Source organism: Nostoc sp. (assembly GCF_036917395.1).
GTDB lineage: Bacteria > Cyanobacteriota > Cyanobacteriia > Cyanobacteriales > Nostocaceae > Nostoc.
The window spans coordinates 1-23,382 of sequence record NZ_JBALDI010000051.1 but is presented as its reverse complement, the minus strand read 5'-3'; the positions used below and the strand labels follow the sequence as shown (position 1 = coordinate 23,382).

Annotated in this window: 23 protein-coding genes and 1 pseudogene; 17 read left to right on the top strand and 7 right to left on the bottom strand. The window is 41.1% G+C overall.

Features of this window, described 5'->3' with window-relative positions; genetic code table 11:
* The first annotated feature begins 79 nt into the window (after positions 1-79).
* From V7K46_RS18355 to tsaB, 3 genes are all read left to right on the top strand, one after another.
* Positions 80-328 carry a Ycf34 family protein gene (locus tag V7K46_RS18355; protein ID WP_292790237.1) on the top strand — a complete coding sequence of 83 codons (249 nt, stop codon included), beginning with the start codon at positions 80-82 and terminating at the stop codon, positions 326-328.
* A 313-nt stretch (positions 329-641) separates the two neighbouring features.
* Positions 642-1,133 (top strand): 6-aminohexanoate hydrolase, encoded by a 492-nt coding sequence (locus tag V7K46_RS18350; RefSeq protein ID WP_335115552.1) that lies wholly within the window; start codon positions 642-644, stop codon positions 1,131-1,133.
* A gap of 221 nt (positions 1,134-1,354) precedes the next feature.
* Positions 1,355-2,011, top strand: a complete 657-nt coding sequence (gene tsaB, locus V7K46_RS18345) for a tRNA (adenosine(37)-N6)-threonylcarbamoyltransferase complex dimerization subunit type 1 TsaB (protein ID WP_335115550.1) — start codon at positions 1,355-1,357, stop codon at positions 2,009-2,011.
* Between the two features lie 97 nt (positions 2,012-2,108).
* On the opposite strand, the gene V7K46_RS18340 is transcribed toward tsaB, so the two are convergent.
* The gene (locus tag V7K46_RS18340) at positions 2,109-3,026 is read right to left on the bottom strand and encodes an AEC family transporter (RefSeq protein ID WP_335115594.1); all 918 of its coding nucleotides are present in this window, start codon (positions 3,024-3,026) and stop codon (positions 2,109-2,111) included.
* 102 nt (positions 3,027-3,128) lie between these two features.
* Between V7K46_RS18340 and V7K46_RS18335 the strand changes: the two genes are divergently transcribed.
* The gene (locus V7K46_RS18335) at positions 3,129-3,932 is read left to right on the top strand and encodes a M15 family metallopeptidase (RefSeq protein WP_335115548.1); all 804 of its coding nucleotides are present in this window, start codon (positions 3,129-3,131) and stop codon (positions 3,930-3,932) included.
* Between the two features lie 181 nt (positions 3,933-4,113).
* On the opposite strand, the gene V7K46_RS18330 is transcribed toward V7K46_RS18335, so the two are convergent.
* A complete protein-coding gene (locus V7K46_RS18330) occupies positions 4,114-4,584 on the bottom strand; it encodes a hypothetical protein (protein ID WP_335115546.1) in 471 nt (156 codons plus the stop codon).
* A 794-nt stretch (positions 4,585-5,378) separates the two neighbouring features.
* Entirely contained in the window at positions 5,379-7,226 is a 1,848-nt protein-coding gene (mrdA, locus tag V7K46_RS18325) for a penicillin-binding protein 2 (protein WP_335115544.1), read from the bottom strand.
* 203 nt (positions 7,227-7,429) lie between these two features.
* Between mrdA and V7K46_RS18320 the strand changes: the two genes are divergently transcribed.
* Positions 7,430-8,557, top strand: coding sequence for an ABC transporter ATP-binding protein (locus V7K46_RS18320; protein WP_335115542.1), 1,128 nt, complete (start codon positions 7,430-7,432; stop codon positions 8,555-8,557).
* Positions 8,558-8,783: 226 nt separating this feature from the next.
* Positions 8,784-9,233 carry a hypothetical protein gene (locus tag V7K46_RS18315; protein WP_335115540.1) on the top strand — a complete coding sequence of 150 codons (450 nt, stop codon included), beginning with the start codon at positions 8,784-8,786 and terminating at the stop codon, positions 9,231-9,233.
* 144 nt (positions 9,234-9,377) lie between these two features.
* Here V7K46_RS18315 and V7K46_RS18310 read toward each other — a convergent pair whose 3' ends face one another.
* Positions 9,378-10,151, bottom strand: coding sequence for an MlaE family lipid ABC transporter permease subunit (locus tag V7K46_RS18310; RefSeq protein ID WP_335115538.1), 774 nt, complete (start codon positions 10,149-10,151; stop codon positions 9,378-9,380).
* Between the two features lie 626 nt (positions 10,152-10,777).
* Between V7K46_RS18310 and V7K46_RS18305 the strand changes: the two genes are divergently transcribed.
* Complete coding sequence (locus tag V7K46_RS18305) at positions 10,778-11,353, top strand: TIGR04376 family protein (RefSeq protein ID WP_335115536.1); 576 nt, start codon at positions 10,778-10,780, stop codon at positions 11,351-11,353.
* Between the two features lie 547 nt (positions 11,354-11,900).
* A complete protein-coding gene (locus V7K46_RS18300) occupies positions 11,901-12,461 on the top strand; it encodes a nitrate transporter (RefSeq protein WP_273765293.1) in 561 nt (186 codons plus the stop codon).
* A gap of 304 nt (positions 12,462-12,765) precedes the next feature.
* On the opposite strand, the gene V7K46_RS18290 is transcribed toward V7K46_RS18300, so the two are convergent.
* The 3 genes from V7K46_RS18290 to V7K46_RS18280 form a co-directional block, all read right to left on the bottom strand.
* Entirely contained in the window at positions 12,766-13,449 is a 684-nt protein-coding gene (locus V7K46_RS18290; protein WP_335115534.1) for a response regulator transcription factor, read from the bottom strand.
* Positions 13,446-13,859 (bottom strand): sensor histidine kinase, encoded by a 414-nt coding sequence (locus V7K46_RS18285; RefSeq protein ID WP_335115532.1) that lies wholly within the window; start codon positions 13,857-13,859, stop codon positions 13,446-13,448. The genes V7K46_RS18290 and V7K46_RS18285 overlap by 4 nt, the downstream gene beginning before the upstream one ends.
* Positions 13,860-13,920: 61 nt before the next feature.
* On the bottom strand, positions 13,921-15,354 hold the full coding sequence (locus tag V7K46_RS18280; protein WP_335115530.1) for a sensor histidine kinase: 1,434 nt from the start codon (positions 15,352-15,354) through the stop codon (positions 13,921-13,923).
* A gap of 905 nt (positions 15,355-16,259) precedes the next feature.
* Here V7K46_RS18280 and V7K46_RS18275 point away from each other — a divergent pair.
* The 9 genes and pseudogenes from V7K46_RS18275 to V7K46_RS18240 all read left to right on the top strand — a co-directional run bounded on the left by V7K46_RS18275 (position 16,260) and on the right by V7K46_RS18240 (position 23,131).
* On the top strand, positions 16,260-16,427 hold the full coding sequence (locus V7K46_RS18275; protein WP_335115528.1) for a hypothetical protein: 168 nt from the start codon (positions 16,260-16,262) through the stop codon (positions 16,425-16,427).
* Positions 16,428-16,810: 383 nt separating this feature from the next.
* Positions 16,811-17,375, top strand: a pseudogene (gene ribA / locus V7K46_RS32100) (GTP cyclohydrolase II); the annotation flags it as partial.
* 95 nt (positions 17,376-17,470) lie between these two features.
* Positions 17,471-18,490 carry a RibD family protein gene (locus V7K46_RS32095; protein ID WP_442939851.1) on the top strand — a complete coding sequence of 340 codons (1,020 nt, stop codon included), beginning with the start codon at positions 17,471-17,473 and terminating at the stop codon, positions 18,488-18,490.
* 93 nt (positions 18,491-18,583) lie between these two features.
* Positions 18,584-19,564, top strand: coding sequence for a zinc-dependent alcohol dehydrogenase (locus tag V7K46_RS18265; protein WP_335115524.1), 981 nt, complete (start codon positions 18,584-18,586; stop codon positions 19,562-19,564).
* Between the two features lie 5 nt (positions 19,565-19,569).
* Entirely contained in the window at positions 19,570-19,947 is a 378-nt protein-coding gene (locus V7K46_RS18260) for a 6-pyruvoyl trahydropterin synthase family protein (protein WP_335115522.1), read from the top strand.
* A 7-nt stretch (positions 19,948-19,954) separates the two neighbouring features.
* Positions 19,955-20,998, top strand: coding sequence for a glycosyltransferase family 4 protein (locus V7K46_RS18255; RefSeq protein WP_335115520.1), 1,044 nt, complete (start codon positions 19,955-19,957; stop codon positions 20,996-20,998).
* 63 nt (positions 20,999-21,061) lie between these two features.
* Positions 21,062-21,832 carry an FkbM family methyltransferase gene (locus tag V7K46_RS18250; RefSeq protein WP_335115518.1) on the top strand — a complete coding sequence of 257 codons (771 nt, stop codon included), beginning with the start codon at positions 21,062-21,064 and terminating at the stop codon, positions 21,830-21,832.
* Entirely contained in the window at positions 21,829-22,704 is an 876-nt protein-coding gene (locus V7K46_RS18245; RefSeq protein ID WP_335115516.1) for a class I SAM-dependent methyltransferase, read from the top strand. Before V7K46_RS18250 ends, V7K46_RS18245 begins: the two co-directional genes overlap by 4 nt.
* 154 nt (positions 22,705-22,858) lie before the next feature.
* Positions 22,859-23,131: a hypothetical protein gene (locus V7K46_RS18240; RefSeq protein WP_335115514.1), complete on the top strand. Its 273-nt coding sequence runs from the start codon at positions 22,859-22,861 to the stop codon at positions 23,129-23,131.
* Positions 23,132-23,382 lie beyond the last annotated feature (251 nt).

The following is a 23,382-nucleotide window of genomic DNA, read 5'->3' as shown; positions in this document are numbered from 1 at the left end:
AAAATCAACCCAGCAACTCATGAATAACAGTTGCGCTTAAGTTAGATTAACAATAAAGGCCCCTGGAGTTGGTTCTATTATGTGTATTTGCGTTAACTGCCACTATGTAGACAGCTGTTTTACCTATCATGCCGTAGAAGGGCAGCACCAACAGCCTCACTTGACCGAAACACCAAATTTTGATCCGAATGAACCTTCTATCAATGTCAACATTCGGACTAAAGAGGATGTAATTGAAATGGAATGGGATGTTGTTGGTTGTCTGAGCTTTAAGCGGGAAACCGGTAAATGGTCGAAGTTGCGTCCTGGTGAATTAGTGCCGACTTGATAGAAAATGATTGGTGTATCTTACAGCTATTTTCAGGTAAATAGACTACGTGGTAGGGGCACAGCATTGCTGTGCCCTTACTACAGATGTGGTTCAAATACATGATTTCTGCTGTAATGAGATTTTGTCCATCAACGATCACGAATTCATGTATACGAACGAGATGTCAGGAAAGCGATCGCAGAAGATCAGGACTTACGCACAGCTAACGGAAAATCGAACCACAGAGGCCCAGAGGTCACAGAGAAATGAGAGTTTGAGAGATATTTTGCGTAAGTCCTAAAGATAAAGAAGCCAGCCAAAAGAAAACAGCATGACCAACGCACAGCGACTAGACTATGTAGAAGATGAACTCGAAACTGTTAAGCGATTGCTAGTGTCTACTGCCAGCTACGCAGAATCAGCAAACAGGCGGCTTGATGAGTTGACTATAAAACAAGACCGTACTCAATCTCACCTTGATGAGTTGACTATAAAACAAGACCGTACTCAATCTCACCTTGATCAACTAGGGGCACGTATTGATCAGGTAGGGGGAAAAGTTGACCAAGTTTCTGATAAGGTTGATAGTTTTATCACTCACACGCAACGCCTATTTACAAAGACAGGCGCTGAGATAGAGGAAACCAAGGCACGAACTGAGCGATTAGAAGCACTCATGCTAAAGCTTGACCGAAGCTTTGAAGAACAAAAATCTCAGTTTCAGGAGTTTCAACTTACTACAGGTGCTGTCTTGGAGCGAATTGACAGAGTTTTAGACTATCTACTGAGACAACAAGGCGGTAATCCAAATCCCCCATCCTAGCCACGATCGTTATTAGAGAGTGAACAACAAGCGAACATTTGCGATCGCCTACGGCGGGCTACGCTTACGCGTTCTGATTTTGCTGAAACAGCCAAAGGATTGCTCTAAGACTTCTGTCCAAAGCAGAAGAAAAGAAGTATTGTCTATTCAATTAAGAACCACTATGTTATATGCTTGAATAAATCACGTTAACTCTATAAAAACAGATATTTTAAATAACTTTGATAACGGAACAAAAACACCTTGCAATAAATAAATACGCCTTGGGACTACACACGACCACTCCCGAATTGGGTTTGGCAGTTAGTAATTTTACAGATGAGACTCGCTCTCAAGTTTGGAATTTGGGGCGTGATTTATCGAGCTTAGTGCATCAATATTTAATTGAATTTATCAAACCGCAAACTTGGGTAGATTTATCCTTTATCGCAGTTGCAAAAGGCCCCGGCGGCTTTACAGGAACTCGGATTGGCGTTGTCACTGCTCGGACTTTAGGACAACAGTTAGATATTCCTGTATTTGCGATTTCAACTTTGGCTGCGGTAGCTTGGTCAGAAGCAGGCAAAAGTCAAAATCCAAAAACTCTTGCTGTAGAAATGCCAGCACAACGAGGTCAAATTTTTGCTGGTATTTATCAGTTTGAGTCAAATGCTTCTAAACTAAGAGTGTGTTTGTCAGATAGAGTGTTTACACCAGAAACCTGGCAGGAAACTTTAGCAAATTGGAACACTGATTATCAGTTGATTCAAGCTCAATCTGGGTTAGCAGCGACGGTAACAAGTATTTTGGAATTAGCTAATCTTGATTGGCAAGAGGGCAAGCGTCCTAATTGGTCTGAGGCTTTGCCATATTATGGGCAGCATCCAGTAGAAGTTTAACTAATATTAGGTAAATTCCTCCGCCAGGTTCTAATTATGCTAAGGAATCGCGCACAAAGAATTTACCTATAGCGCATCACGGTGCATAAATCCAAAATCAAAATAGCCACAGCCAAACTGGGAGAGTAACCAGCAATACTATAGCCCCAGCAGCTAAGGCAGTAACTGCCAGATCCCGATCAAGATTGAATGTCTCAGCAATTACCAGTGTGGCGAAAGCTGGAGGCATTGCCATTTGTAGTACGATTATCTTTGCTATGGGCCCAGTTAATCCAAACAGTGGTAAAATGCTGCCCAATATTAAGGGAACTAACAACATTTTGATTCCCAAGCTCATCCCTGCTTGTGGTAGGCTACGCCAAGATTTGAGCAGCGCCAGTCGCATTCCAATTAACGCCAGAGATAAAGCTACACTACTCCAAGCAAATTTTTCTAGGCAGAATTCCACTATTGTGGGAATTGTTACTTCTCGAAATAGTAAGCCAAATCCGAAACCCCACAGGGCAGGATTAATTAAGATGGGCCTAGCAATCTGCCAATGATTATGGATACCACCGCCAAAACGCGCTGCTAGTAACACACCCAAGCCATAAGCTCCTGGGAAGGAACCTAGCAAATCGTAAAATAGTGCCCAAGCAAAGTATTCCTTACCTACGATTGCTAAGGTAATGGGAAAGCCAAGATAACCTGTATTACCCAACATTGCTGCTAATATCAAGCTAGCTTGAGTCGATTGTTGAGGGACGGTACTTCTAAAATAGGCTTGTCCTTTAATCCCTAACCAAGCTAAAAATGCCCCTAGTAAAATGGCTAGGTAAGCGATGGCAGGTGCAATCCAAATTTGCTCCGACAAGCTAGATTGACGTAAAAAGGATACTATGCTTATGGGTACTCCCACCCAAAAAAGAAACTGTCCCAAACGAGTAGGAACTGTCACAGGTAGTTTGCGTCCCAGAATAAAACCTACCAGGACTAATCCTCCCAGCTTGACGTATAGTTCTAAAAGGTTTGTCAAGATTGCGCCTAAAAACCACAGATGTAAAATGCTACCTGTTCCGTCTACTTTTGTCCAGTGCAAAATCTGTTATGGTTATCCCACAAAAACAGGAGTTTACCCTTGAATAAGGCAGGGTTTTCTGGAAAACCGCAAAACTCATCGAATGACCTTGGTGATGATATTCCAGTGGCTGTACGCGATACCCCTGATGCAACACCTAAAATTTGGTTGCAACCCCGAATTATGCTGATTGGGGGAATAACAGGATTTGTCCTGCTGGCTTTAATTAGCGGTTTTTTGTTTTTCCTCACTGCACCCAAAAAAACTGCTGATTCTCAACGTTTACCAGCTACTTCTGCTCCTCCAACTCCAGCAGCATCTAATAATTCTAGCGATACTGTGTTAGGGCATTTTCCCTACCCAGAAGCCCCTCAGTCAGAACTAGTAACCATCTCCGCAAATAGGGGCATTAGAATGCGAAAAGCTGCTGCCCAAAAATTTGAGGAGATGGTAGCAGCAGCACGGAGTGCAGGTGTAATTTTAGTGCCAATTTCTGGCTTTCGCTCAGTCAAAGACCAGGAGCAGTTGTTTTTTAATGTCGGTGCCCAGCGAAATCAGACGCCAGCAGAACGAGCTGCCCTCAGCGCTCCTCCTGGTCATAGCGAACATCACACAGGTTATGCTGTGGATGTTGGAGATGGAGCAGTACCAGCAACTAATCTCCAAACTAACTTTGACAAGACCAAGGCTTATCAATGGCTGCAAGCAAATGCAGCACGTTTCAGCTTTGAAATGTCATTTCCTAAAGATAATATTCAAGGTGTGAGTTATGAGCCTTGGCACTGGCGTTTTGTAGGCGATCGCGATAGCTTAGAAATGTTTTACAAAGCCAGAAATTTGAAACCCGCTAAGTTGCCTCAATAAAAGTTGAGCTAGAGATTACTATCTTTTTATAAAGGAGTTGCTTGTGTATCATTTATGAATGGTATGGCATTGATAAATGATACGCAAAATTAGGGACTTCCAACAAAAGATCCGCTTTTTTCCACTCCCCTGCGCCTACTCTGAGTCACAAGTTATTAAAACTTGGAAAAACTAACTGCGCTTACTGAGTATTCAGTTCTGCCGTGATGCATCGCGAATCTATGACAGCTGTCTTACCAGCAGAGCCACTAACGCGCCAGTAAGGTGTAATGGTGTGGGTTCCATAAGGAATTGGCACAATAGCAATTACAGCGCGACCTTCATAATACTGTTGATGGTTGGCAAGGTTACCTGGCCCATAAGTATCTTCTCGCGGAACTCCACCATCAATAGAGTAAGATATACGTACTTCAGCAGCATCATCTACACCGACGTCTGCACTTACGTGGACAATAGCATTGGTAGTAGAACCGTAGTTAGTAACTGTGGCACTTAATCCCGGAATTGGTTGAAAACCATTAGCAGGAGTTATACTTGCAAAATTAAATGCACATTTTCCTTGAGATGCTGGAATAGCGTGTGTCGGTAACACACCAACTACCATGTTGCTTAGTAACCCACACATACCAATAAGCATTATAGGCTTTTTCATTCTTTTCGTACCTCTATTTCTCTAATACTCTCAACAGTTTTTGGTGTGCAAGTAGATGATAACTTTGGGTGTAGTAAAATAAACCCAACACAAATTATTATGTATTTGAAAAGATTGATTTGGCGCTAAATCAGGTAGTAAGCTGTTCCACATTTAAATTGCATATACTGGGCGGGCAGGATACCCACCCCACAAGATTTCTATTTAATTCGATTATGCAAATTAGATGTTTTTTAGCTTATTAGGTTCTTTGGTGTTAAAAATATAGTTATTTGATACTTGATACAAGTATTCTTAATAATTTTATACACTTCATAGCTGGTGATATAAATGGTTGTGTTACAGGTCACAACGTTCTGGTCGCAATTGTGCAGAAACGCAATCGGTACTACTGACTGATTATCATCCGGATCGAGCGTCGGCTTGCCAAAACATCTACCACTTACAGCTATTTATCTGAAAACTGCTGTAAGAGGCTTGCATTCTCCCAGAGTGACGCTCCTACCTCCTGTCTTCTACTTAGCGCTCTTTAATCAATCTCACTAAAGTAAAAAGCAATAATCCTTGCTACACAATAGTTTCAGACGAAAGAGATGATTTTAGTCATAATGTTAGAAAATAAAGCTTCAAACCAAGTTTCTTTTTATTAAAATTTAGGCAAAAAGACAGTGAAAGCCTTGATTTCCTGTAGGGGCAATTCATGAATTTCCCCTACATTTCATACTTGATGCGTAAGTCCTATCTATGTTTAAAAGTTGGCTGAGATTTTTTTTGACCAGAGTGATGGAATAGCCTTAGTCTCCAGTGCCATGTCCTGAATTCTGAGTTTTAGCTTCTGATGGCTCAGGCTGAGGTTTTTGATACTTACCTGGATACTTATGCTGAAAATAAGCTTCTAACACTTGTAAAACCATCGGTCCGCAAATAGTACCCCCATGTTCGCCAGTATTTTCCCCAAAAGCCACAACCACAATTTCCGGCTTACTACTGGGGGCATAAGCACCAAACCAAGTATGATTTGGGCGACCAATACCAGCTTCAGCAGTGCCACTTTTTCCAGACGCTGGGGCAATTGTCGGCACGTCCAAGCGCTTACCTGTACCTTCACTCACCACCTTCCGCAGTCCCTCACGGAGAACTTTGATGGTTTCCGGCTTCATATTTAAGGATTCTCGCCAACTTTTTGCTTCTTCGTTGTCTTTAAGCAAATGCGGCTGAACTCGATACCCACCATTAGCAGGAACAGAAAACATAATTGCTGATTGCAGGGGTGTGACTTGCAAAGCGCCCTGACCAATTGACATATTAATGGTGTCACCTACACTCCAAGGTGTCTTCAAAACTCTTTGTTTCCATGTTTCATCTGGAACCAAGCCTTTTGATTCTTCGTTGGGAAATTCAATGCCAGTTTTTTGACCAAACCCGTATTTGCGACTCCATTCGATTAAAGTTGGGCCACCAACTTTTCTGCCAACTTGATAGAAAAAAGTATCACTACTCATAGCGATCGCTCTGGGAAATCCCAATGGTCCAAATCCGGCGTGGTTCCACTCACCAAAAGTCACCCCCCCAACAGTCAGGGAACCAAAGGTCTGTAATACTGAGTCAGGAGAGAATTTACCTGATTCCAACCCGGCTGTCGTAGTGACAATTTTGAAAGTACTAGCAGGTGGAAAGGCACTCAGGGCCCGATTGATCAAGGGATGATCTTTACCTTGCACGCTTTCCCAATCTTTCTGGGAGAGTTTTTGTTTGGAGAAGATGTTTGGGTCAAAGGTGGGGTAAGATACCAGTGCTAAAACAGCACCGTTATTCGGGTCAAGTGCGGCGATCGCGCCTCGGTGATTTCCCAAAGCTTTTTCTGCTGCCTTTTGCACATCCAAATCTATGGTTAGGTGCAAATCGTTACCAGCTTTTGCCTGTTTCTCCCCCAAAACCCGGATTGGTCTACCCGCACCATCTACTTCCACCTGCTGACCGCCCCATTCGCCCCGCAGAGTTTTCTCATAGGCTTTTTCCACCCCCATCTGACCGATTACATCTCCCAGTCGATAGCCTTCCTGCTTCTTGTCCTTTAACTGGTCGGCGGTCAATTCCCGCGTATAACCGAGTACATGTGCTAATTGCTTACCGTGAGGGTAATAACGTACAGAATCTCGATTTATTTCTACTTCTGGTAGTTCATTTTTATACTCTTTTAATGCCGTGATTTGTGCTTCATTTAGATCACGAGCAATGCGGATCAGCGAAGAAGAATTAGCACCTGCTAGTTCTAATTTCTTTTCCATCTCGTCTTGCGGGATGTTGAGAATTTGCGCTAGACGGGGGCCGACTACAGACCAGGAAGGCTTAGTATGTGCCATCGGCCACAAATATACAGAGCTTGGATAGCGAGTACTGGCTAAAAGTTTGCCATTTCGGTCAAAAATATTGCCCCGTTCTGGTTGTTTAAGAATCATCCGAATTCGGTTCGCTTCGGCTCGTTCCCGGAGTTTTGGACCTTCAACAATTTGCAAATATGCCAAACGCGCCCCAATCCCAGCGGTCATTAATAGGGTAAATACAATTAAAAATATTGATTGGAAACCACGTCCAACTGTACGGGTATCTTTTTTGCTGCCAATTAATGGGAATAAAGACATAAGACAAAGAATGATTCCAAGAGCGGTATTATCTGTATACAATTACCCTAAACTCTTCCCCAGTAATGGGTACGAAAGAATCGGGCGAGTATATTCATTCCTGAACAATTGTTTTTGGCGGATACAATAAACCAAAGTGTCAAATCTAGTCTGCCCAATAGACTATTGACATCACGTAATATCACGGCATTCTACTAAGGATTATGGCTCAAATTGTCATGCAGAATCAGAGGGGGATAACAACTTTTCAGCCACTTGATGTTGAACTGCGTAATGTCTTCAAGTTTTTTAACCAAGAACCAGCAGTAAATGGAATCGACTTGGATGTTAGACAAGGAGAATTTTTTAGTATTTTAGGCCCCTCCGGTTGTGGTAAAACAACAACACTGCGCTTAATTGCTGGGTTTGAAATCGCTGACGCTGGCAAGGTATTGATTCAGGGTCAGTCTATGACTAATGTGCCGCCTTACCGCCGACCCGTCAATACTGTATTTCAAAGTTACGCTCTATTTAACCACCTGAATGTCTGGGATAACATCGCCTTCGGATTGAGGTTAAAAAAAATACGTAAATCGCAAATTGAAGCTAGAGTCGAAGAAGCTTTAAAACTGGTGAAAATGGAAAGTTTGCGATCGCGCTTTCCCAATCAACTTTCTGGTGGTCAACAGCAGCGAGTTGCTTTAGCAAGGGCCCTAGTCAACCGTCCCACCGTCGTATTACTGGATGAACCTTTAGGGGCGTTAGATTTGAAACTACGTAAGGAAATGCAGATTGAGTTATCAAATTTACACACAGACTTGGGATTGACCTTTGTGATGGTGACACACGACCAGGAAGAAGCATTATCTTTGAGCGATCGCATTGCCGTGATGAACCAAGGCAAAATTGAACAAGTTGGCACTCCCAGCCAAATTTATGAACGTCCCCAGACATCCTTTGTTGCTGATTTTATTGGCGATACTAATTTATTCAGCGGTGAAATCGTAGCGGTAGACTCCTCTAATGTGCAAATTTCGACGAAAACGGGACTTTCAATTGTCATTAGCCGCGCTGAAGATACACCATCTGAATTATCACAAGCAGTGGTAGTGAGTGTGCGCCCAGAAAAAATACAGCTTTCGCTTTATCCACCCAATTTGCCAGCTAACTCCTTTGAAGGACGGCTTGTCAATGTTATGTATTTGGGCACACACGTTAATTATGTTGTGCAATTAACAAATGGCATTAACATAAATGTGTTGCAACCTAATACTTTTGGCACTTTCCCAGACCGCGACACGCCCATCTACGCTTGGTGGGCAGAAAATGATTGTTTAGCTATTAGTCAATAGTTATAAGAATCTGCCTTAATTGCTAAAAGGATCACTTTCTTCAGTTCCCTCGCCTGGTAAAGAATTCACTTACAACAATAAATTATTAGTTTGCTTAGTCTGTCACCTGATATTCATAGCAGCTTGGTAGATAATTATTCTTAATTAAATCCTATCGGTGCGAACGGTGAGTTATAACATTTAGTAATGGAATAACACCTTGACCCCGTACTAGGAATACTAACCCATGTCAATTTTGAAAAGAGTTCCTTGGGTATCCCTGGCGTTAGTACTGCTTAGTTACAGTACTTTGGGCTGGGTAATATCTGAAACACATGCTCCTCTATTTGTGTGGCTGGTAACTGTAGTTGCTATCTTGCTTTTAATAGTAACGTTGACCGCTCCTTGGCCGAAAATGACATATTACTATAGTATTTTGCTTAAATCAAATACTAGGTCTTTCGGCATTGCCGTCTTAGCAGCTTTCTTGTTTTTTATTATGATTGCCTGGTTTTGGGTATTTCTTCATACCTTACTCATCATTTCAGCGACTATATTAGTCAGGATAGACTTTCAAAAAGCTGGTCTTAGGGAAGGGCTAACCTTTTCAGTTGCGTCTATCTTTTCATTGGGAGGTTTAGCTTTGGGTGCACTAATCTACAAGTTAATCTATTCTCAAATTCCACTAACGTTATGAAGTATACCAAAAAAGCTAGCGATGCCTGTGGTGGGCTGTTTGGTGTCGCTTCAGAATCGATATTGCTTACCTAAAGATTTCTTTTTGGCTGAGATTCCCAACTTTTTTAATAAGTTGGGAATCTTGTTCAATACTGACTTAGGTTCAAAATGCAGGCTGTTCAAACAGCAGTAGAGAGAGGAAAAAATCCATGATAAAAATTGACACCCAACTAGTAACAACTGCTTTCGTTGCAGATTCTCCTACTTCTTTGGCTCCCCCTTTAGTAGTTAAACCCCAACTACAACCAATGACAGCAACCAGTACACCAAAAATAAACCCTTTTAGTAAAATAATAAACAAATCTGACGGTTCTAAAAAATTTCTGACTGATTCTAAAAATGTTTCTGGAATAATTTTGTAAAACTGTGATGCAGCAAAAACTCCGCCGATGATGCCTGTAACTAAAGCTAAAATCGTCATCAAAGGCACCATTAAACTACAAGCAATTACTCTAGGAAGTACTAGATAATCAATTGGATCAGTTTTGAGCATATAAAGTGCATCAATTTGCTCTGTGACTTGCATTGCACCTATTTCTGCCGCAAAAGCAGAACCGACTTGTCCCGCCATAATACTAGCGGTCAAAATTGGAGCCAATTCTCTACAAAAAGCTAAGGCAAAAGCACCTCCCACAGCATCGACAGCCCCAAATCGGGCTAATTCCCTCGTTATTTGAATAGTAAAAATCATTCCTGCAAAACAGTTGACAAGGAGAACTGGAGAGATAGAACTTGGCCCAGCAGTTACCATATGTTGCAGAATCTTGCGGTAGCACGTTTTTCCTTGGAGTAAATGTAGCCACACTTGACCGAAAAGCAGTACTGCCGCAAAACAGCGTATAATCCCACATTGCTGAAAATTTGTTTTTAGTCGCAATTTTATCGTCCTTAAAACTGACTTTTTTTGCACATATGTTACATCAATTCTCCAAAATAAGACTACAGATACAAATGGTGGAAACCCAGCTAGATGTAATCTGACTTTCTCAATTACGTAGACGCATAAAGTGCGGCTTCCCGTAGGATATTACAAATTGGTATTAGGGTATGGTACATGAACAGATGTACTGGATGTTTACCCTGAAAGTAGAGGAGGTGTTTGGGCATGGTTTAACTTATACCAATTCTCTATGAAGATGCATAGAATAAAACCTCATGGAATAGAGCTTCAAGTATAAAATCATAACTTGTTCAAGAGGAGATTAACTCTGAAGATATTTGGGAGCATCCCAATGCAAAAATTTACCAAAATCGTTACAAGTCATTGTGAATGAAGCGTACTTCTTCTCTACGAGACGCTCCGCGAAAGGAGAACCCGCAGGGGAATTGCTCTCAAATTCAGCCGCAGTAACGATATTGAGTTCTTTAGCACTGAGCAAAGCTGCTCACGCTGCTGTCTGATCCCACATCCTTGATGACGGTAACTATTAAAATTTAGATTCCGCCCACGAGAATAATTACTACAATAAAATAGTCACGCACCTAATCTCTGGAGTTCTAGCAGTGGGCTTATTTGATGATTTGAATCGGTTTTTAGAAAACCGTTTAGAAGAATTCTTGCGTAACAATCCACATTTGGAGTTAGAGGCGCTGCTAGAACAGCTGCGTGAGCAAGAGGAAGACACATTAAAGCTGATTGCAGATTTACAATTACAAGAGAAGCGATCGCAAGAAGAAATTCTGTCCACCGCTCAAGAAATTCAGCGTTGGCATATCCGTGTTCAAAAAGCCAAAAACGCTGCCAGAGAGGATTTGGCAGCTGCGGCGGGTGAGCGAGAAGCAGCCCTATTGCGCGAAGGAAATCAGCGCTGGGGACATATGCAAGGGCTGAAAGAACGCATTAACCAATCTCAGGAACTACTGCGAAAAATTCAGCAGCGGCGACAGGAGGTGCAAGCTAAAGCAGCCGAAGCACAGACAGCCTATGCTAAAGCGCAAACTCACCAACGTTTGGAAACCAATGGCTGGTCAAATCAAACTAGCAGTTATTCTGGTGGGTTTGATGACTTAGAAGATAAGTTTCGTCGCTGGGAAACTCAGGATGAGTTAGACCAAATCAAGCGGAATCTAGGGAAATAATCGCAAAGGCTAAACTGGAAAGGATGAAAACCAAATAATAAATTTCATCCTTTATACTTCTGATTATATTTATTATCTGTATTATTAATAACAAGTTTTGCAAGTTATTTGCTATTAAAAATTTTACATGTTCATACTTAGCTTAATCATCAAACAAGTCAAATCTGGAAATTGTATTTAATTTACTAATCAGGATTTTTTTTTCTGATAAGGTTTAGTCAAGCCAACTTTTACCTTTTCTGTGTACTACTACTATCACATTGTAAAAACACCTAATTTTTTTGAGTAACAGCCAAGGAGGAGAGGATTTAGGAAATCTTGTCGTCATACTAATTCTATGTAAGGTTGTGCTTTATTCACGTAGGGGCAATTCATTAGTTGACTCTACAGGGTGTTGTTTTGTGTAAGTCTGATAGGCGCATTTTCATACAGAATTGGTATGAGAAAAGAGGAAGTGCAATTAAAATCACTTTTCTATTCGCTATTTTGTGTTGTTGCCGCAGTATTTTCCAAATGTTTGCTATAAGAACTGAGGCAGAAAAATAATATGTTTTTAGACATTTTAGCTAGCCTGCAACGGTTATTTGTGGGTTATATTCCAGCCGTTGTATTGGGTAGTTTCATCGGGTATTTAATCGGCATCAATAGCATGATTTATCAGCTATTTAGGCTGATATTTCAGATACCACATAGTATCCCTCCTATAGCCTTATTACCTCTTGCCTTAATAGCGCTTCCAGAGAAAGAATCAGCTGCTATTATAGTAGTTTTTCTGGGAACTCTCTGGACGATGATTATTAATACGGCAATAGGTATGCAACATTTTCATAGACAGAACAATAACTTTCGAGTAGCTATATTTCATATATTTCATGCTTTGAAAGTTAGCATTTGGGTAGCCTGGTTTATAGTTATTGCTACAGAAATGTTAACAGGGCCAAAAGGACTTGGTTTTACCCTCTGGGATGCTTATAAAGCTGGCAATGCCGATTACATAATCCAGGTGATCCTCTACATCGGTATCATTGGCTTTTTACTGGATCAGTTACTAGATTTTGCAGCTTATATTCTCTCACAAATGGTTTCAGATGGGAAAAAATCTTCCTAAATTTTATTAGGCTTGTGGATTGTACCCTGCCAGCTAATAGTTTGTTTGCTTTGCAGAACGTATTCCCAAAGAACGAGTTGCCACAACTTCAATATCAACGTTGACACGAAAGCGTAAGTAAAGTTTCGTTATGAATTTTGAGCTTGCCTAAAGCTAAAGTAAAACGGTTGTAGTCACGAGTCACAAGTTCGTTGGGAATATCCCTTTCATATTCAGTTTTGTAACCAGAAAAACCGTAGAAGTTATCCTATGCGCGGTATTTCACGCGAAACTGAGTATTAATAGCATTGTCGAAATCACTAAGTCATTGCGATCGCTCCCGTAATGCATAACCTACGCCACGGACTGTATGAATCAAACGCTTTTCATTATTTTCTTCCAACTTGAGTCGCAAATAACGAATATAAACCTCAATAATATTAGAATCACCCATGAAGTCATAACCCCAAACCTTCTCTAGAATTTGCTCTCTAGTAAACACCTGACGGGGATGTGAGAGAAGATATTCTAATAAGTCAAACTCTTTTGCTGTTAACTCAATGCTTCGTTTCACCCGAAAAACTTCACGGGTGCGGCGATTTAAGCTTAAATCTTCAAATTGCAACAAATCCTCGTCTGTTTCTTGTGTGCGGCGGAGATGGGCGCGAATTCTAGCTAGTAGTTCTTCAATGCTGAAGGGCTTAACTACATAATCATCGGCTCCCGCATCTAAACCTGCGACGCGATCGCTCACTTCATCTTTTGCTGTCAACAAAATCACTGGTATTGTACTGCCTGTTGCTCGCAAACGGCGGCAAATTTCTAAACCTGTCAGCCCTGGTAGCATCCAATCCAGAATCGCTAAATCTGGCGATGAGTCTCGCGCCAGGGTTAGACCAGCAATACCATCATGGGCTACACTTACCTGATATCCTTCGCTACAAAGTTCTAATTCTACAAATCGCGCCAGTTTGACTTCATCTTCCACCAAAAGGATATGTGCTGTCATATTTTTGCTCCTAAAGCAGGTAATGTGAGAATAAAAGTGCTACCACCTGGCTCTGAAAGGATGGCAACTTTGCCTCCCATACCTTCGGCTAGGTGTTTCACAATAGATAAACCTAAGCCTGGTTTGCCAGTCGCACGAGCGCAGGAAGGGTCAACTTGGTACAAGGGTTCAAAAATGCGGAACTGCTGCGACAAGGGAATGCCATCACCCTTGTCGCTAACTTGAATGATTGCCCAACCATTAGCCTGAGTGAGTTGCAAGGTAACTAGATCACCCACATACGAGTATTTAACTGCATTACTAATTAAATGGCTTAATAGCTGTATGAGTTGATTCCACTCTGCCTTTATTCTCACAGGAAACGGAACAACTTCCAAATTAATTGCCCGATGCTTAAATTTATCTGTCATCTGCACTATGTCTGCAAGCAAAACATTTAATACTGCAAGACCTAAGAATTTCTTTACCAAGTCAGATGGAACTCTTATATGTAGGTAAACTGATTGTAAACATACTCCCTTCCCCTAACTTTGATTGCACACTTACACTACCCCCCATACCTTCTACAAGTGTCTTGACAATAGATAAACCCAAACCACAACCCCCAGTAGTATGAGAGCGGGATTCATCTACGCGGTAAAATCTCTCAAATATCCGTGCTTGCTGTTGCAAAGGAATTCCATAACCTCTGTCACAAACTTGAATAATCGCCTTATCTTGAAGTTGATTCAATTTTAAAATTATGGGTAAATCAGCTTCAGAATACTTAACAGCATTATCAATCAAATTTAATAATACTTGTTTCAGGCGACTGTAGTCTGCTTTTATCTCAATTGGATAAGATTTTGACTCGGTTGTAATTATGCGATCGCTATAAATTTCTGCCATCATCACAACTTCTTCAACTAAGTCATTCAGCACATAAGATTTCATTTGAAAATATAAGTAACCACTATCTGCTCGTGCTAAATCAAGTAAATCTTGTAGTAGACGGATAGTGCGATCAGCTTCCGATGCTGCAGTTTCTAAAGCTTCTTGTTGGGTTTGGGTTAAGTTATTCTGCCTTCGCAAGACGCTTTGCAAATAACCATGTACAATTGTCAAGGGTGTACGTAATTCGTGAGAAACATTACTCACAAATTCTCGCTCTTGTTCCCATGATTGGGAAAGACGCGATAACAGCATAGTTAAAGTTTGAGCTAATTCTTTAACTTCACTGGGTGCATTATCAAGATATAGCTGTGCTTGTCCTAAATCTTCAACGGAAATCACAGAAGCCATTTGATTTAGCTGGCGCAGAGGTTGCAGAGAACGCTTAATATAAAATGCGATCGCAGCAGTTAAAACAATAATTGCTAAAACACTAGTAATACCTAAACTCTGCACCATTACTACAAACATTCTCTGTTCGCGGGTAATATCCTTGACTACAAATAACTCACCGAGCAACTTACCCTGCACTTGCACAGAACTACCGCATAAAATAAAGTAGCTTTGGTTTACTTTGTAAACTTGTGGTTTAATCGGCATTTTAGTCAGGGACATTAACTCAGCTACCGTAGTATCAGATAACAAATTTAAAGTGGCAGATTTTACTAAAATTTTATTATCAGGACTTTTTAGCCATAATAATGTATTGGTATTTGCCAAATTATTAATAGCTCTTTGCAATCCAGTTTCAGGTTGCATCATTTCACTATAAATTTGCACATCTTGTGGCAAGCGCTTGGCGATTTGCTCTATATTATACTTATGACTATCAACTAAAATTTGCTGCATTTTCCAACTAGTCCATGTAGCGAGGCTACCTAATACCAAAGCTGAAAATGCTGCAATACCAACCGTGAGGCGTGACTGTAAGGAAAATGGGTCTATATTTATCCAAACTTTTATGATTTGCTTCACTGTTCTGGTTGCTTTTTAGGTGTTTAAGAAGGCTTGATCAATAAAATCAGACTGCTAAATGTAAAGTTACTTTCAACCGCTACATCTTTAGTTATAGCTGATTTTAACTTACCTCTGTTGCATACCTACAGTGAAAAAGGTAGCGATTCCAAGAAGATTGCTAAATATTTTATTTCATCGCCCTTTTAATTACACAAATTTTTCTCTAATAATATAAATGCATTTACTAGTAATTAAATTAATTTCTGCTGAGAATTACCTTAAAATTGATAATCCTATCTGCCTTAACTTTATACTCTTGTTTGAACGCAGGGCTGAAAGTTAATCTTGCTCTTTAACAGAGATAGTATATTTTATAAGACTTACGCAATAACTCTCTGAAACCTTATTCCTTTGTGTCCTACCCTTCGGGAAGCCACTTCTCTACGAGACGCTGCGCGAACGTGTCTATGCGTCCCTTGCGGTTCGTTTTTTCATGATTTTGCGTAAGTCCTGTTTTAGAGAATAATCGCAGTCTTTAATTTATTTGTCTGTTTTAATTCAATATCCTTGGTGTTAGTGATATTTGTCCCTAGAGTGGCTCCCCAACCCCAACCCTTGTAGCGTTGGGGAGCAAGAATCAAAGCCTCTCAGAAGTGGGAGAGAGGAATGGAAGCGGGGTTCTAAGAATAAGTTGCACATCGCGTGAGTTCACTATTCAAATATTATTAAGTTACGGTCAGATACCCTGCTGTGTCTCTCTCATTTATCTAACAAGTGACATCATATCCACATCTTGTGCATATATGACAACCTGTCATATGAATAAATATGACAGAGAAAATTTGATAATTTATACACAAATAATGAGATAATATGCAGATTTTGGTCATTAAAAAAAATATCGTTAATCTTTTTGCTTATCTATGGAATATGGTATTCTCACAGCAGGAGGAGCTCTGGTAGCCGAAGCTTTTGGGGCGAAGAATATAGACCAAGCTAGGCGGATCGCTTGTCAGGAATTATGGCTAGCAGGTGTTCTGTCTCTAGAGGATGTTTTAAAAGTCAAAGAAGGTATAAATTTTCCGTTCTAACTGGGTTAACTCCGACAAAAAATCAAGATTTTAGCCATATGCTGAGATCCTATGCAGTGTTAACAATGAGAGCAAAAGATACTTTTAAAACATCCTCTTAGCCGGAATGCTTAAATTTTGTATTGGGGTTATATTCTGCTATTATCAGCAGTGACTTGAATTACGGATTTTGAGCTATTAATTGCCAACAAGATTGCCAGTAGTGAGGATGCAAAAGAGGGGGTTGTGTTGTCAGAAATGAGTGGAATGGTAAATTAAGAAGTTGATGTGCTGCTCAATGCAATGTAGCGCTCCAGCTAGTTAATCTAAACACCAAAATATTGTCATAAATTATGAGCGACCTAAAACCAATTACCGAAAGTACATTTGCAGAAACTGTAGCGATCGCCAAATTACCCAGCGAATTTGGTCAGTTCAAAATTTATGGCTACCGTAATACTCTGGACAACTCAGAAAACGTTGCGATCGTCAAGGGTGAACCGACAAAGTTCGACAACTCGGTAATGGTAAGAATACACTCAGAATGCTTAACGGGGGATGCCTTGGGTTCTCTGCGCTGTGATTGTGGAATGCAGTTGCAAATAGCACTAAGGATGATTGATAAAGCAGGTCAAGGGGTGATAATTTATTTGGCGCAAGAGGGAAGAGGTATTGGTCTGTTGAATAAGGTGAAAGCTTATTCTTTGCAAGATTTGGGATTGGATACAGTCGAAGCAAATGAACGTCTAGGATTCTCTGCTGACCTCCGTGACTACAGCATGGCGGCGCAAATACTTAAGAATTTAGGGGTGAATCAAATTCGCTTGATTACTAATAATCCTCGCAAAATTGCTCGTTTACAAAACTACGGTATTGAGGTAGTTGAACGTATTCCTTTAGCGATTGAACCCAATGACTACAATTTAAATTATTTGACGACAAAGGCAAAGAAGTTGGGGCATCTTCTAAAAGTAAAACACCGACAAGCTCAAGCAATAAATGCATTGAAAATTGATGAATACTTAGAAGATATTTGGTCAGCATTACTAGAATGCAAGGAGGTAATGAAAAATGAACCTCCCCAACTTAATGAATATTGGGCTTTTTTTGGGAATGCAAAAAGTCCGTGGAGTTTCCAAAAACTTTCTAACGAAAAGATAGCCAATATTCCAGAAAGTGATTTCTTGATTATTATCGATTTTCCAAATGATTTCTGTCAAAACTTGAATTTTGTAAATCAACTATTTTCTCAAGTACAATCTGCCATCGTATTCAAAAGCGGCTCCCCTTTTAAAAGCGATATCGTGCAAGATGCCCAATGTTTTAAAGGAATGTGGAGCAGCAATGGATGGCAAACTTTTTCCTTATATATAAGGCTCTTAGTTGCTCAAAGAGAAGCTTACCTAGAAAAGCGTCCTTTTCTGATGGCTCACTTGGCACAATCTCTTGACGGCAAAATTGCGGCAGTCAATGGAAACTCTCAGTGGCTCAGTAACGAGGCTAACTTGAAACATGCCCATCGTCTGCGTGCCCTTCATGATGCCGTCATGGTAGGGGCAGTAACGGCAACACTTGACAACCCTAAGTTAACGGTTCGTTTAGTACCTGGTAAGCATCCAACTCCTGTGATTATAGAAGGTCAAAACGATTTGAGGCTTGATGATTTGCAGATGATGGCGCTTCATGAAAAAGTGATTGTGTTATGTCCTCAAGAAAAGCACGATCGAGTACTACCACAAGCAGCTAAAGAAAAAATTTTGGAGCTTCCGATCTCTTCAACAAAAGATTCTCAAGAAAGACCCGTTTTAGCTCCCTCTGAAATTTTAAAGGTTTTATACGAAAATGGCATTTCAACTATTTTTTTGGAAGGTGGAGGACAAACCGTATCCTATTTCTTACAAGCTAATTGCATAGAGCTACTGCATCTCCATTTTTCTCCTTTGATTTTAGGTTCTGGACGGTCGAGTTTCACCCTTCCAGTTATAGACTCGATCGACGAAGGACTTCGCTTTAAAATGAAACACTTCGATCTCGATGGAGAAATTCTGGTGGAATTGCTCCAAGATAAGCAGTCACACATTTAATTTGCTCGTTGAGGCTGATCAGGAAGTCAAAGAGATGAATTGTTTGTGCTTTTGCTTAAGACTACGCAATTAAAATGTACAACAGCTTTAAAGATGTCTACAAATTCTCCAGCTTATGCCTACTGGTTAGTCTCTCCTAGCAAGGGTGAAATTAGAGAAACTTCAGTCACGCCGTCCCTTAAAGATCCTCTGTTTTTGGACACGCTTTACAGTGGGATTAGTCCGGGTACAGAACGGCTGATAGGTCTAGCAAAAGTCCCCCAAGAGTGCTGGGAAACAATGCGCTGTTGGTATATGCAAGGCAGTTTTGCCTTGCCTTTAAAGTACGGTTACAGTCTTGTCGGTCAAGCTGATGAAGGTGACAATCAGGGGAAACGATTTTTTGTCATGCATCCCCACCAATCGAGAGTCGTCGTCGAGAGTTCTGATGCTTTAGAGTTACCAGATTGGTTACCTAGCAAACGGGCGACTTTAATTCCTAACACGGAAACAGCCTTGAATGCCGTTTGGGATGCCGAAGTTAATCAGGGCGATCGCATCCTAATTGTTGGTGCAGGCATTATCGGTATTCTCATTAGCTTTGTCCTCAGCAAAGAGTATGGTATTGGGGCAGACTTTTTAGAACAGGATAAGCAGCGAATTCAATATTTAGAACAACTACCTTGGCTGCAAAATTCCCGTTTAACAACCGACTATAAAGAAAGCGATTACAATATCGTTTTTCATACCAGCGCTTCTTCTTCTGGACTTCAAAGTGCGATTAATGCTCTAGCTTTTGAAGGTCGCTGTATCGAACTGAGTTGGTACGGAACACAATCAGTTTCCTTGCAATTAGGGGGTTCATTTCATTACCAACGCAAACAAATTATCGCTTCTCAAGTTTCTGCGATCGCCAAACCGATGCGAAAGCTAATTGACTATCGCCAGCGCAAAGAACGGGTTTTGAGCTTGCTTGCAGATGCAACTGTAGATATTCTCTTGGAACCTGTGATTTCTTTTAAAGACTTGCCACAATTTATGTCACAGTTATATCAGCGTCAAGTGCATCCAGTTTCACCATTAATTGAGTATTAAAAATCATGTTTTCTGTTGCAGTAAAAGACCACATTATGATTGCCCATAGCTTCCAAGGGGAAATTTTTGGCCCTGCTCAAAAGCTGCACGGAGCAACCTATATAGTTACGGCTGAATTCAAAGTACCTCAGTTGGATAAAGATGGCTTAGTAATTGATATCGGTCAGGCGATCGCAATTCTCAAAGAAGTTCTAGAACCGTTAAATTACCAAAATCTGGATACTCTTGAACAATTTAAGGGGATAAATACAACGACGGAACACATGGCTTATTATATTCACCAGCAAATTAGCAAACAGGTCAGTTCTTTTTTCAAAGGCTCTCTCAAAGTCACTCTGGAGGAAAGTCATATCGCTTGGGGAAGCTATGAAGCTGAGGTATGAACTGAATATGATCTATTTTATTCAGCCTAAACTAAGTTTCACATCAGGAGGCTCGCTCTACAATTTAGAAATTGTCAAGCGCTTGGAGGAGGAAGGCAAAGGAGAGAATTTTTTTTATCCCTTAAATGGATCTGTTTCTGGGCTTCTTGAACATTTGAGTGCTTTGCCCTCTAATTGTAGCCTTGTAATTGACGCACTCTACTTGACAATTCCTGAGTTCAATGCTTCCTTAAAAGAATTTCTTCCCTATGCTCAACGGACTTACCTCATGCTCCACCATCTTGAGTCATTGAATACCTACTACTCGACTCAGGAAAAGAAAGCGCTCTGGAGTGATGAAGCGCAGTGGTTAAAAGCTATGAAGGGTATTATCGTTCCTAGTTTCCAACTGCGGAATTATATCTTAAATGGTGGCATAGAAACAGATAAAATCGTGGTAGCATCACCAGGTATCGATCAGGCTCAAGCTTGCCTGCCTAATCTTAAAGAGCGATCGGAAAATGAGCAGATAACTCTAATTACCATAGGAACCTTCTATCGACGCAAAGGCCAACTTGAATTAGTGGAAATGTTAGCCCAGATGAAAACAAAGAATTTTAGGCTGCATTTGGTTGGTGATTGCGAAGAAGAAGCCTACAAAGACAAGACTCTGGCGTTAATCAAGCGTGCGCGACTGGAAGATGCCGTCATTGTCCATGGCCGTGTTCCTCAGAAGACTATGTTGGAGCTGTTGTCCCTGTCCGATCTTTATATCTCCCCATCTACCTATGAAAGTTATTCTATGGCCAGTGCTGAAGCAGTTGCTCACGGACTACCAGTATTAGCTTATGCAACTGGAGCAATTGGTGACTGGATTGAGGATGGAGTCAATGGGATAGTGATTGAGCTAGGTAAGCAGGAACAATTTTTCATGGCACTCAAAAGGTTGCTTACAGATCCTAATGAACTTAATCAGTTACGGAAAGAAGCTTTAAATCGTGCTGTGAACCTATCCTTTAACGATTGGAATCAAACTTATAGAGATTTTTTCCAAGTATTTACAAATGACTAATTACTAAAAATCCTAATATTTGCTCAATGACTAGAACTACTAAATCATTAGGAAACAATTAATATGTCCTCTTTCTGGCAGCAGGTAGGGATTCTTCGCTCATTATTAATGTACTACGGTATTCCCTTTCGCATCCGTCAGTTGTCACACTTTTATTCACTGTTTGTCCAACCAGGCGATCTTTGTTTTGACATCGGTGCCCATGTTGGCAATCATCTTCTTGCCTTATCTCGTCTTGGTGCCCACGTTGTCGGCATCGAGCCTCAACCTCAGTGTATGCAACTGTTGAAAAGCTGGTACGGTGATCATTCCCAGATTACCCTGGTTGAACAAGCTGTTGGCGTGGTTCCTGGGACGCAAACATTGTTGGTGAGCCGACGTACCCCAACTGTAACCACCCTCTCCCGTGATTGGATGCAAGCTGTTCAACAGGTTGACTCTTTCGCTCATGTGCGTTGGGATACAACTGTGTCTGTTTCGGTAACAACCCTTGATAGCCTCATCACCCAGTATGGTAAGCCCGCTTTTTGCAAGATTGACGTTGAGGGTAACGAACTCGAAGTTTTGCGTGGCTTGTCGCAACCTATTCGTGCTCTTTCATTTGAATACACTCCGAGTGCAATAAACATTGCTCTGGCCTGCATTGAACAATTGAACCATTTGGGACCTTATGAGTTCAACTGGAAACCGGCAAAGTTCGGCGAATCGTATCGATTGCAGTCAGCTAACTGGCTTAATTCTGACGAAATGATCACTCAACTCAAAAGCCTACCTGTGAATGTAAACTCCGGTGATGTCTATGCACGTTCTCTGCTTACTCTCGATACCCTATGACTAAAAACTATAAATTAGCCCAATGGCTGGAATTACGCATCCCCTATGATGCCAAGGGGCGTGACTCAATTGTGGAAGATAGCTGCCAACAATACCTGAAAAAGCGCAAAAGCCTTAAAATCGTTGATTTAGGAGCAGGTACGGGAGCTAACTGTCGCTACTACCTTAGTAAAATTTCCCAGGATCAGGAGTGGTTTCTAGTCGAACAAAATGAAGAACTTTTGGAAATCGCTGTTGAGAAGCTAATCATCTGGGCGCAGGAAAATGGATATGAGTCACAATTGCAAAACTCAAGATTGGTCTTGAAAAATCAAGTTCATAAAATTACCATCCACAGAATTGTCGGCTCTATTTTGGATCTGGAAAATCTGATAGATTTAAATACTTTCGATTTAGCTGTCGCCAATGCAGTGTTCGATTTGTTTAGCGAAAAGCAGTTTCAGACACTACTCGAATGTTTAAAAAAGTACCAATTGCCGATGCTAGCTACTATTAACTATACTGGCATGAATTTTATTCCTCAAACCGAGAACGATTCGGACTTTATTAAATACTACCATCACCATATGCAGCGCCATCAAGACTTCGGCAGGGGGATGGGCCCTGAGTGCGGTTCCTTTATGTGGGAAGCAATGAAGGGTATTGGCATGAAGGTATTACAAGGAGAAAGTCCGTGGCAAATCAGTAACAGCGATCCTGTCTTTCTTGAGTTCATCTTAGGGTTTATGGAAGAATCGATTCCAGAAATTATTGAAGAAGCAACTTTGCAGGATAAATTAAATACCTGGTTGCTTGAAAAACAACAGATGATTGCTCAAAAAAAGCTTAGTTCTAACGTCGCGCATCAAGATTTTTGGGGTTACTGGGAGTAGCTAGACCAGTCTAGTAGCAATCTGCAATTAGGCTTGACACAAGGGATGAGAAAAATTTAAATTATCTGGTATTCCATTTGAGTAAAACGTGAGTTCGACGGGTCAGATGGCAATACTGCTCGGTTAAGAAGATTTGTAGGTTGGGTTGAAGGTCGTGAAACCCAACAAAGCCATGAAAATGTTGGGTTACCCTGCGGGATCTTGCTACGTTCCTCAAACGCCAGTTGCTTCTCCCTACAGCCCTTTGGGCATCCTACGGCAGGCGTTAGCCTCTCCCAATGTGAGAAGGGGAGACGCTGCGCGTAGCTTGCTTAAGAGCAGGGGTACAAGTCGGCAGAGCCGCCCAACGCACTGGCTCCCCAACCTACACCAGAGTGATTTTTTAGGCAAAACCTACGCAGTATTGGGTCAAATGGTGTCCGCCTAGTTAGTCAAATCAAAAGACCTCTAGGAGGTTTTACTACGCAAAACCTGTCCCTCTCCAAGTCAGAGCTACGGTGTACACACAAGTATGACCAGCATAGGTTTCAATTCTAGTTGTTTCGTAGGGTGCGTCATGGAGATGCCAAAATAACAAATGAGTTCGCCGAAATAACAAATGAGTTCGCCGAAATAACAAATGAGTTCGCCGAAATAACAAATGAGTTCGCCGAAATAACAAATGAGTTCGCCGAAATA

Excerpts from the sequence above, each read along its gene's own strand:
- V7K46_RS18245 (WP_335115516.1), top strand. The coding sequence starts at position 21,829 with ATGACTAAAAACTATAAATTAGCCCAATGGCTGGAATTACGCATCCCC.
- V7K46_RS18315 (WP_335115540.1), top strand. The coding sequence starts at position 8,784 with ATGTCAATTTTGAAAAGAGTTCCTTGGGTATCCCTGGCGTTAGTACTG.
- V7K46_RS18290 (WP_335115534.1), bottom strand. The coding sequence starts at position 13,449 with ATGACAGCACATATCCTTTTGGTGGAAGATGAAGTCAAACTGGCGCGA.
- V7K46_RS18255 (WP_335115520.1), top strand. The coding sequence starts at position 19,955 with ATGATCTATTTTATTCAGCCTAAACTAAGTTTCACATCAGGAGGCTCG.
- V7K46_RS18350 (WP_335115552.1), top strand. The coding sequence starts at position 642 with ATGACCAACGCACAGCGACTAGACTATGTAGAAGATGAACTCGAAACT.
- V7K46_RS18300 (WP_273765293.1), top strand. The coding sequence starts at position 11,901 with ATGTTTTTAGACATTTTAGCTAGCCTGCAACGGTTATTTGTGGGTTAT.
- V7K46_RS18330 (WP_335115546.1), bottom strand. The coding sequence starts at position 4,584 with ATGAAAAAGCCTATAATGCTTATTGGTATGTGTGGGTTACTAAGCAAC.
- V7K46_RS18285 (WP_335115532.1), bottom strand. The coding sequence starts at position 13,859 with ATGACAGATAAATTTAAGCATCGGGCAATTAATTTGGAAGTTGTTCCG.
- V7K46_RS18265 (WP_335115524.1), top strand. The coding sequence starts at position 18,584 with ATGTCTACAAATTCTCCAGCTTATGCCTACTGGTTAGTCTCTCCTAGC.
- V7K46_RS32095 (WP_442939851.1), top strand. The coding sequence starts at position 17,471 with ATGAAAAATGAACCTCCCCAACTTAATGAATATTGGGCTTTTTTTGGG.
- V7K46_RS18260 (WP_335115522.1), top strand. The coding sequence starts at position 19,570 with ATGTTTTCTGTTGCAGTAAAAGACCACATTATGATTGCCCATAGCTTC.
- mrdA (WP_335115544.1), bottom strand. The coding sequence starts at position 7,226 with ATGTCTTTATTCCCATTAATTGGCAGCAAAAAAGATACCCGTACAGTT.
- V7K46_RS18320 (WP_335115542.1), top strand. The coding sequence starts at position 7,430 with ATGGCTCAAATTGTCATGCAGAATCAGAGGGGGATAACAACTTTTCAG.
- V7K46_RS18250 (WP_335115518.1), top strand. The coding sequence starts at position 21,062 with ATGTCCTCTTTCTGGCAGCAGGTAGGGATTCTTCGCTCATTATTAATG.
- V7K46_RS18275 (WP_335115528.1), top strand. The coding sequence starts at position 16,260 with ATGGAATATGGTATTCTCACAGCAGGAGGAGCTCTGGTAGCCGAAGCT.
- V7K46_RS18355 (WP_292790237.1), top strand. The coding sequence starts at position 80 with ATGTGTATTTGCGTTAACTGCCACTATGTAGACAGCTGTTTTACCTAT.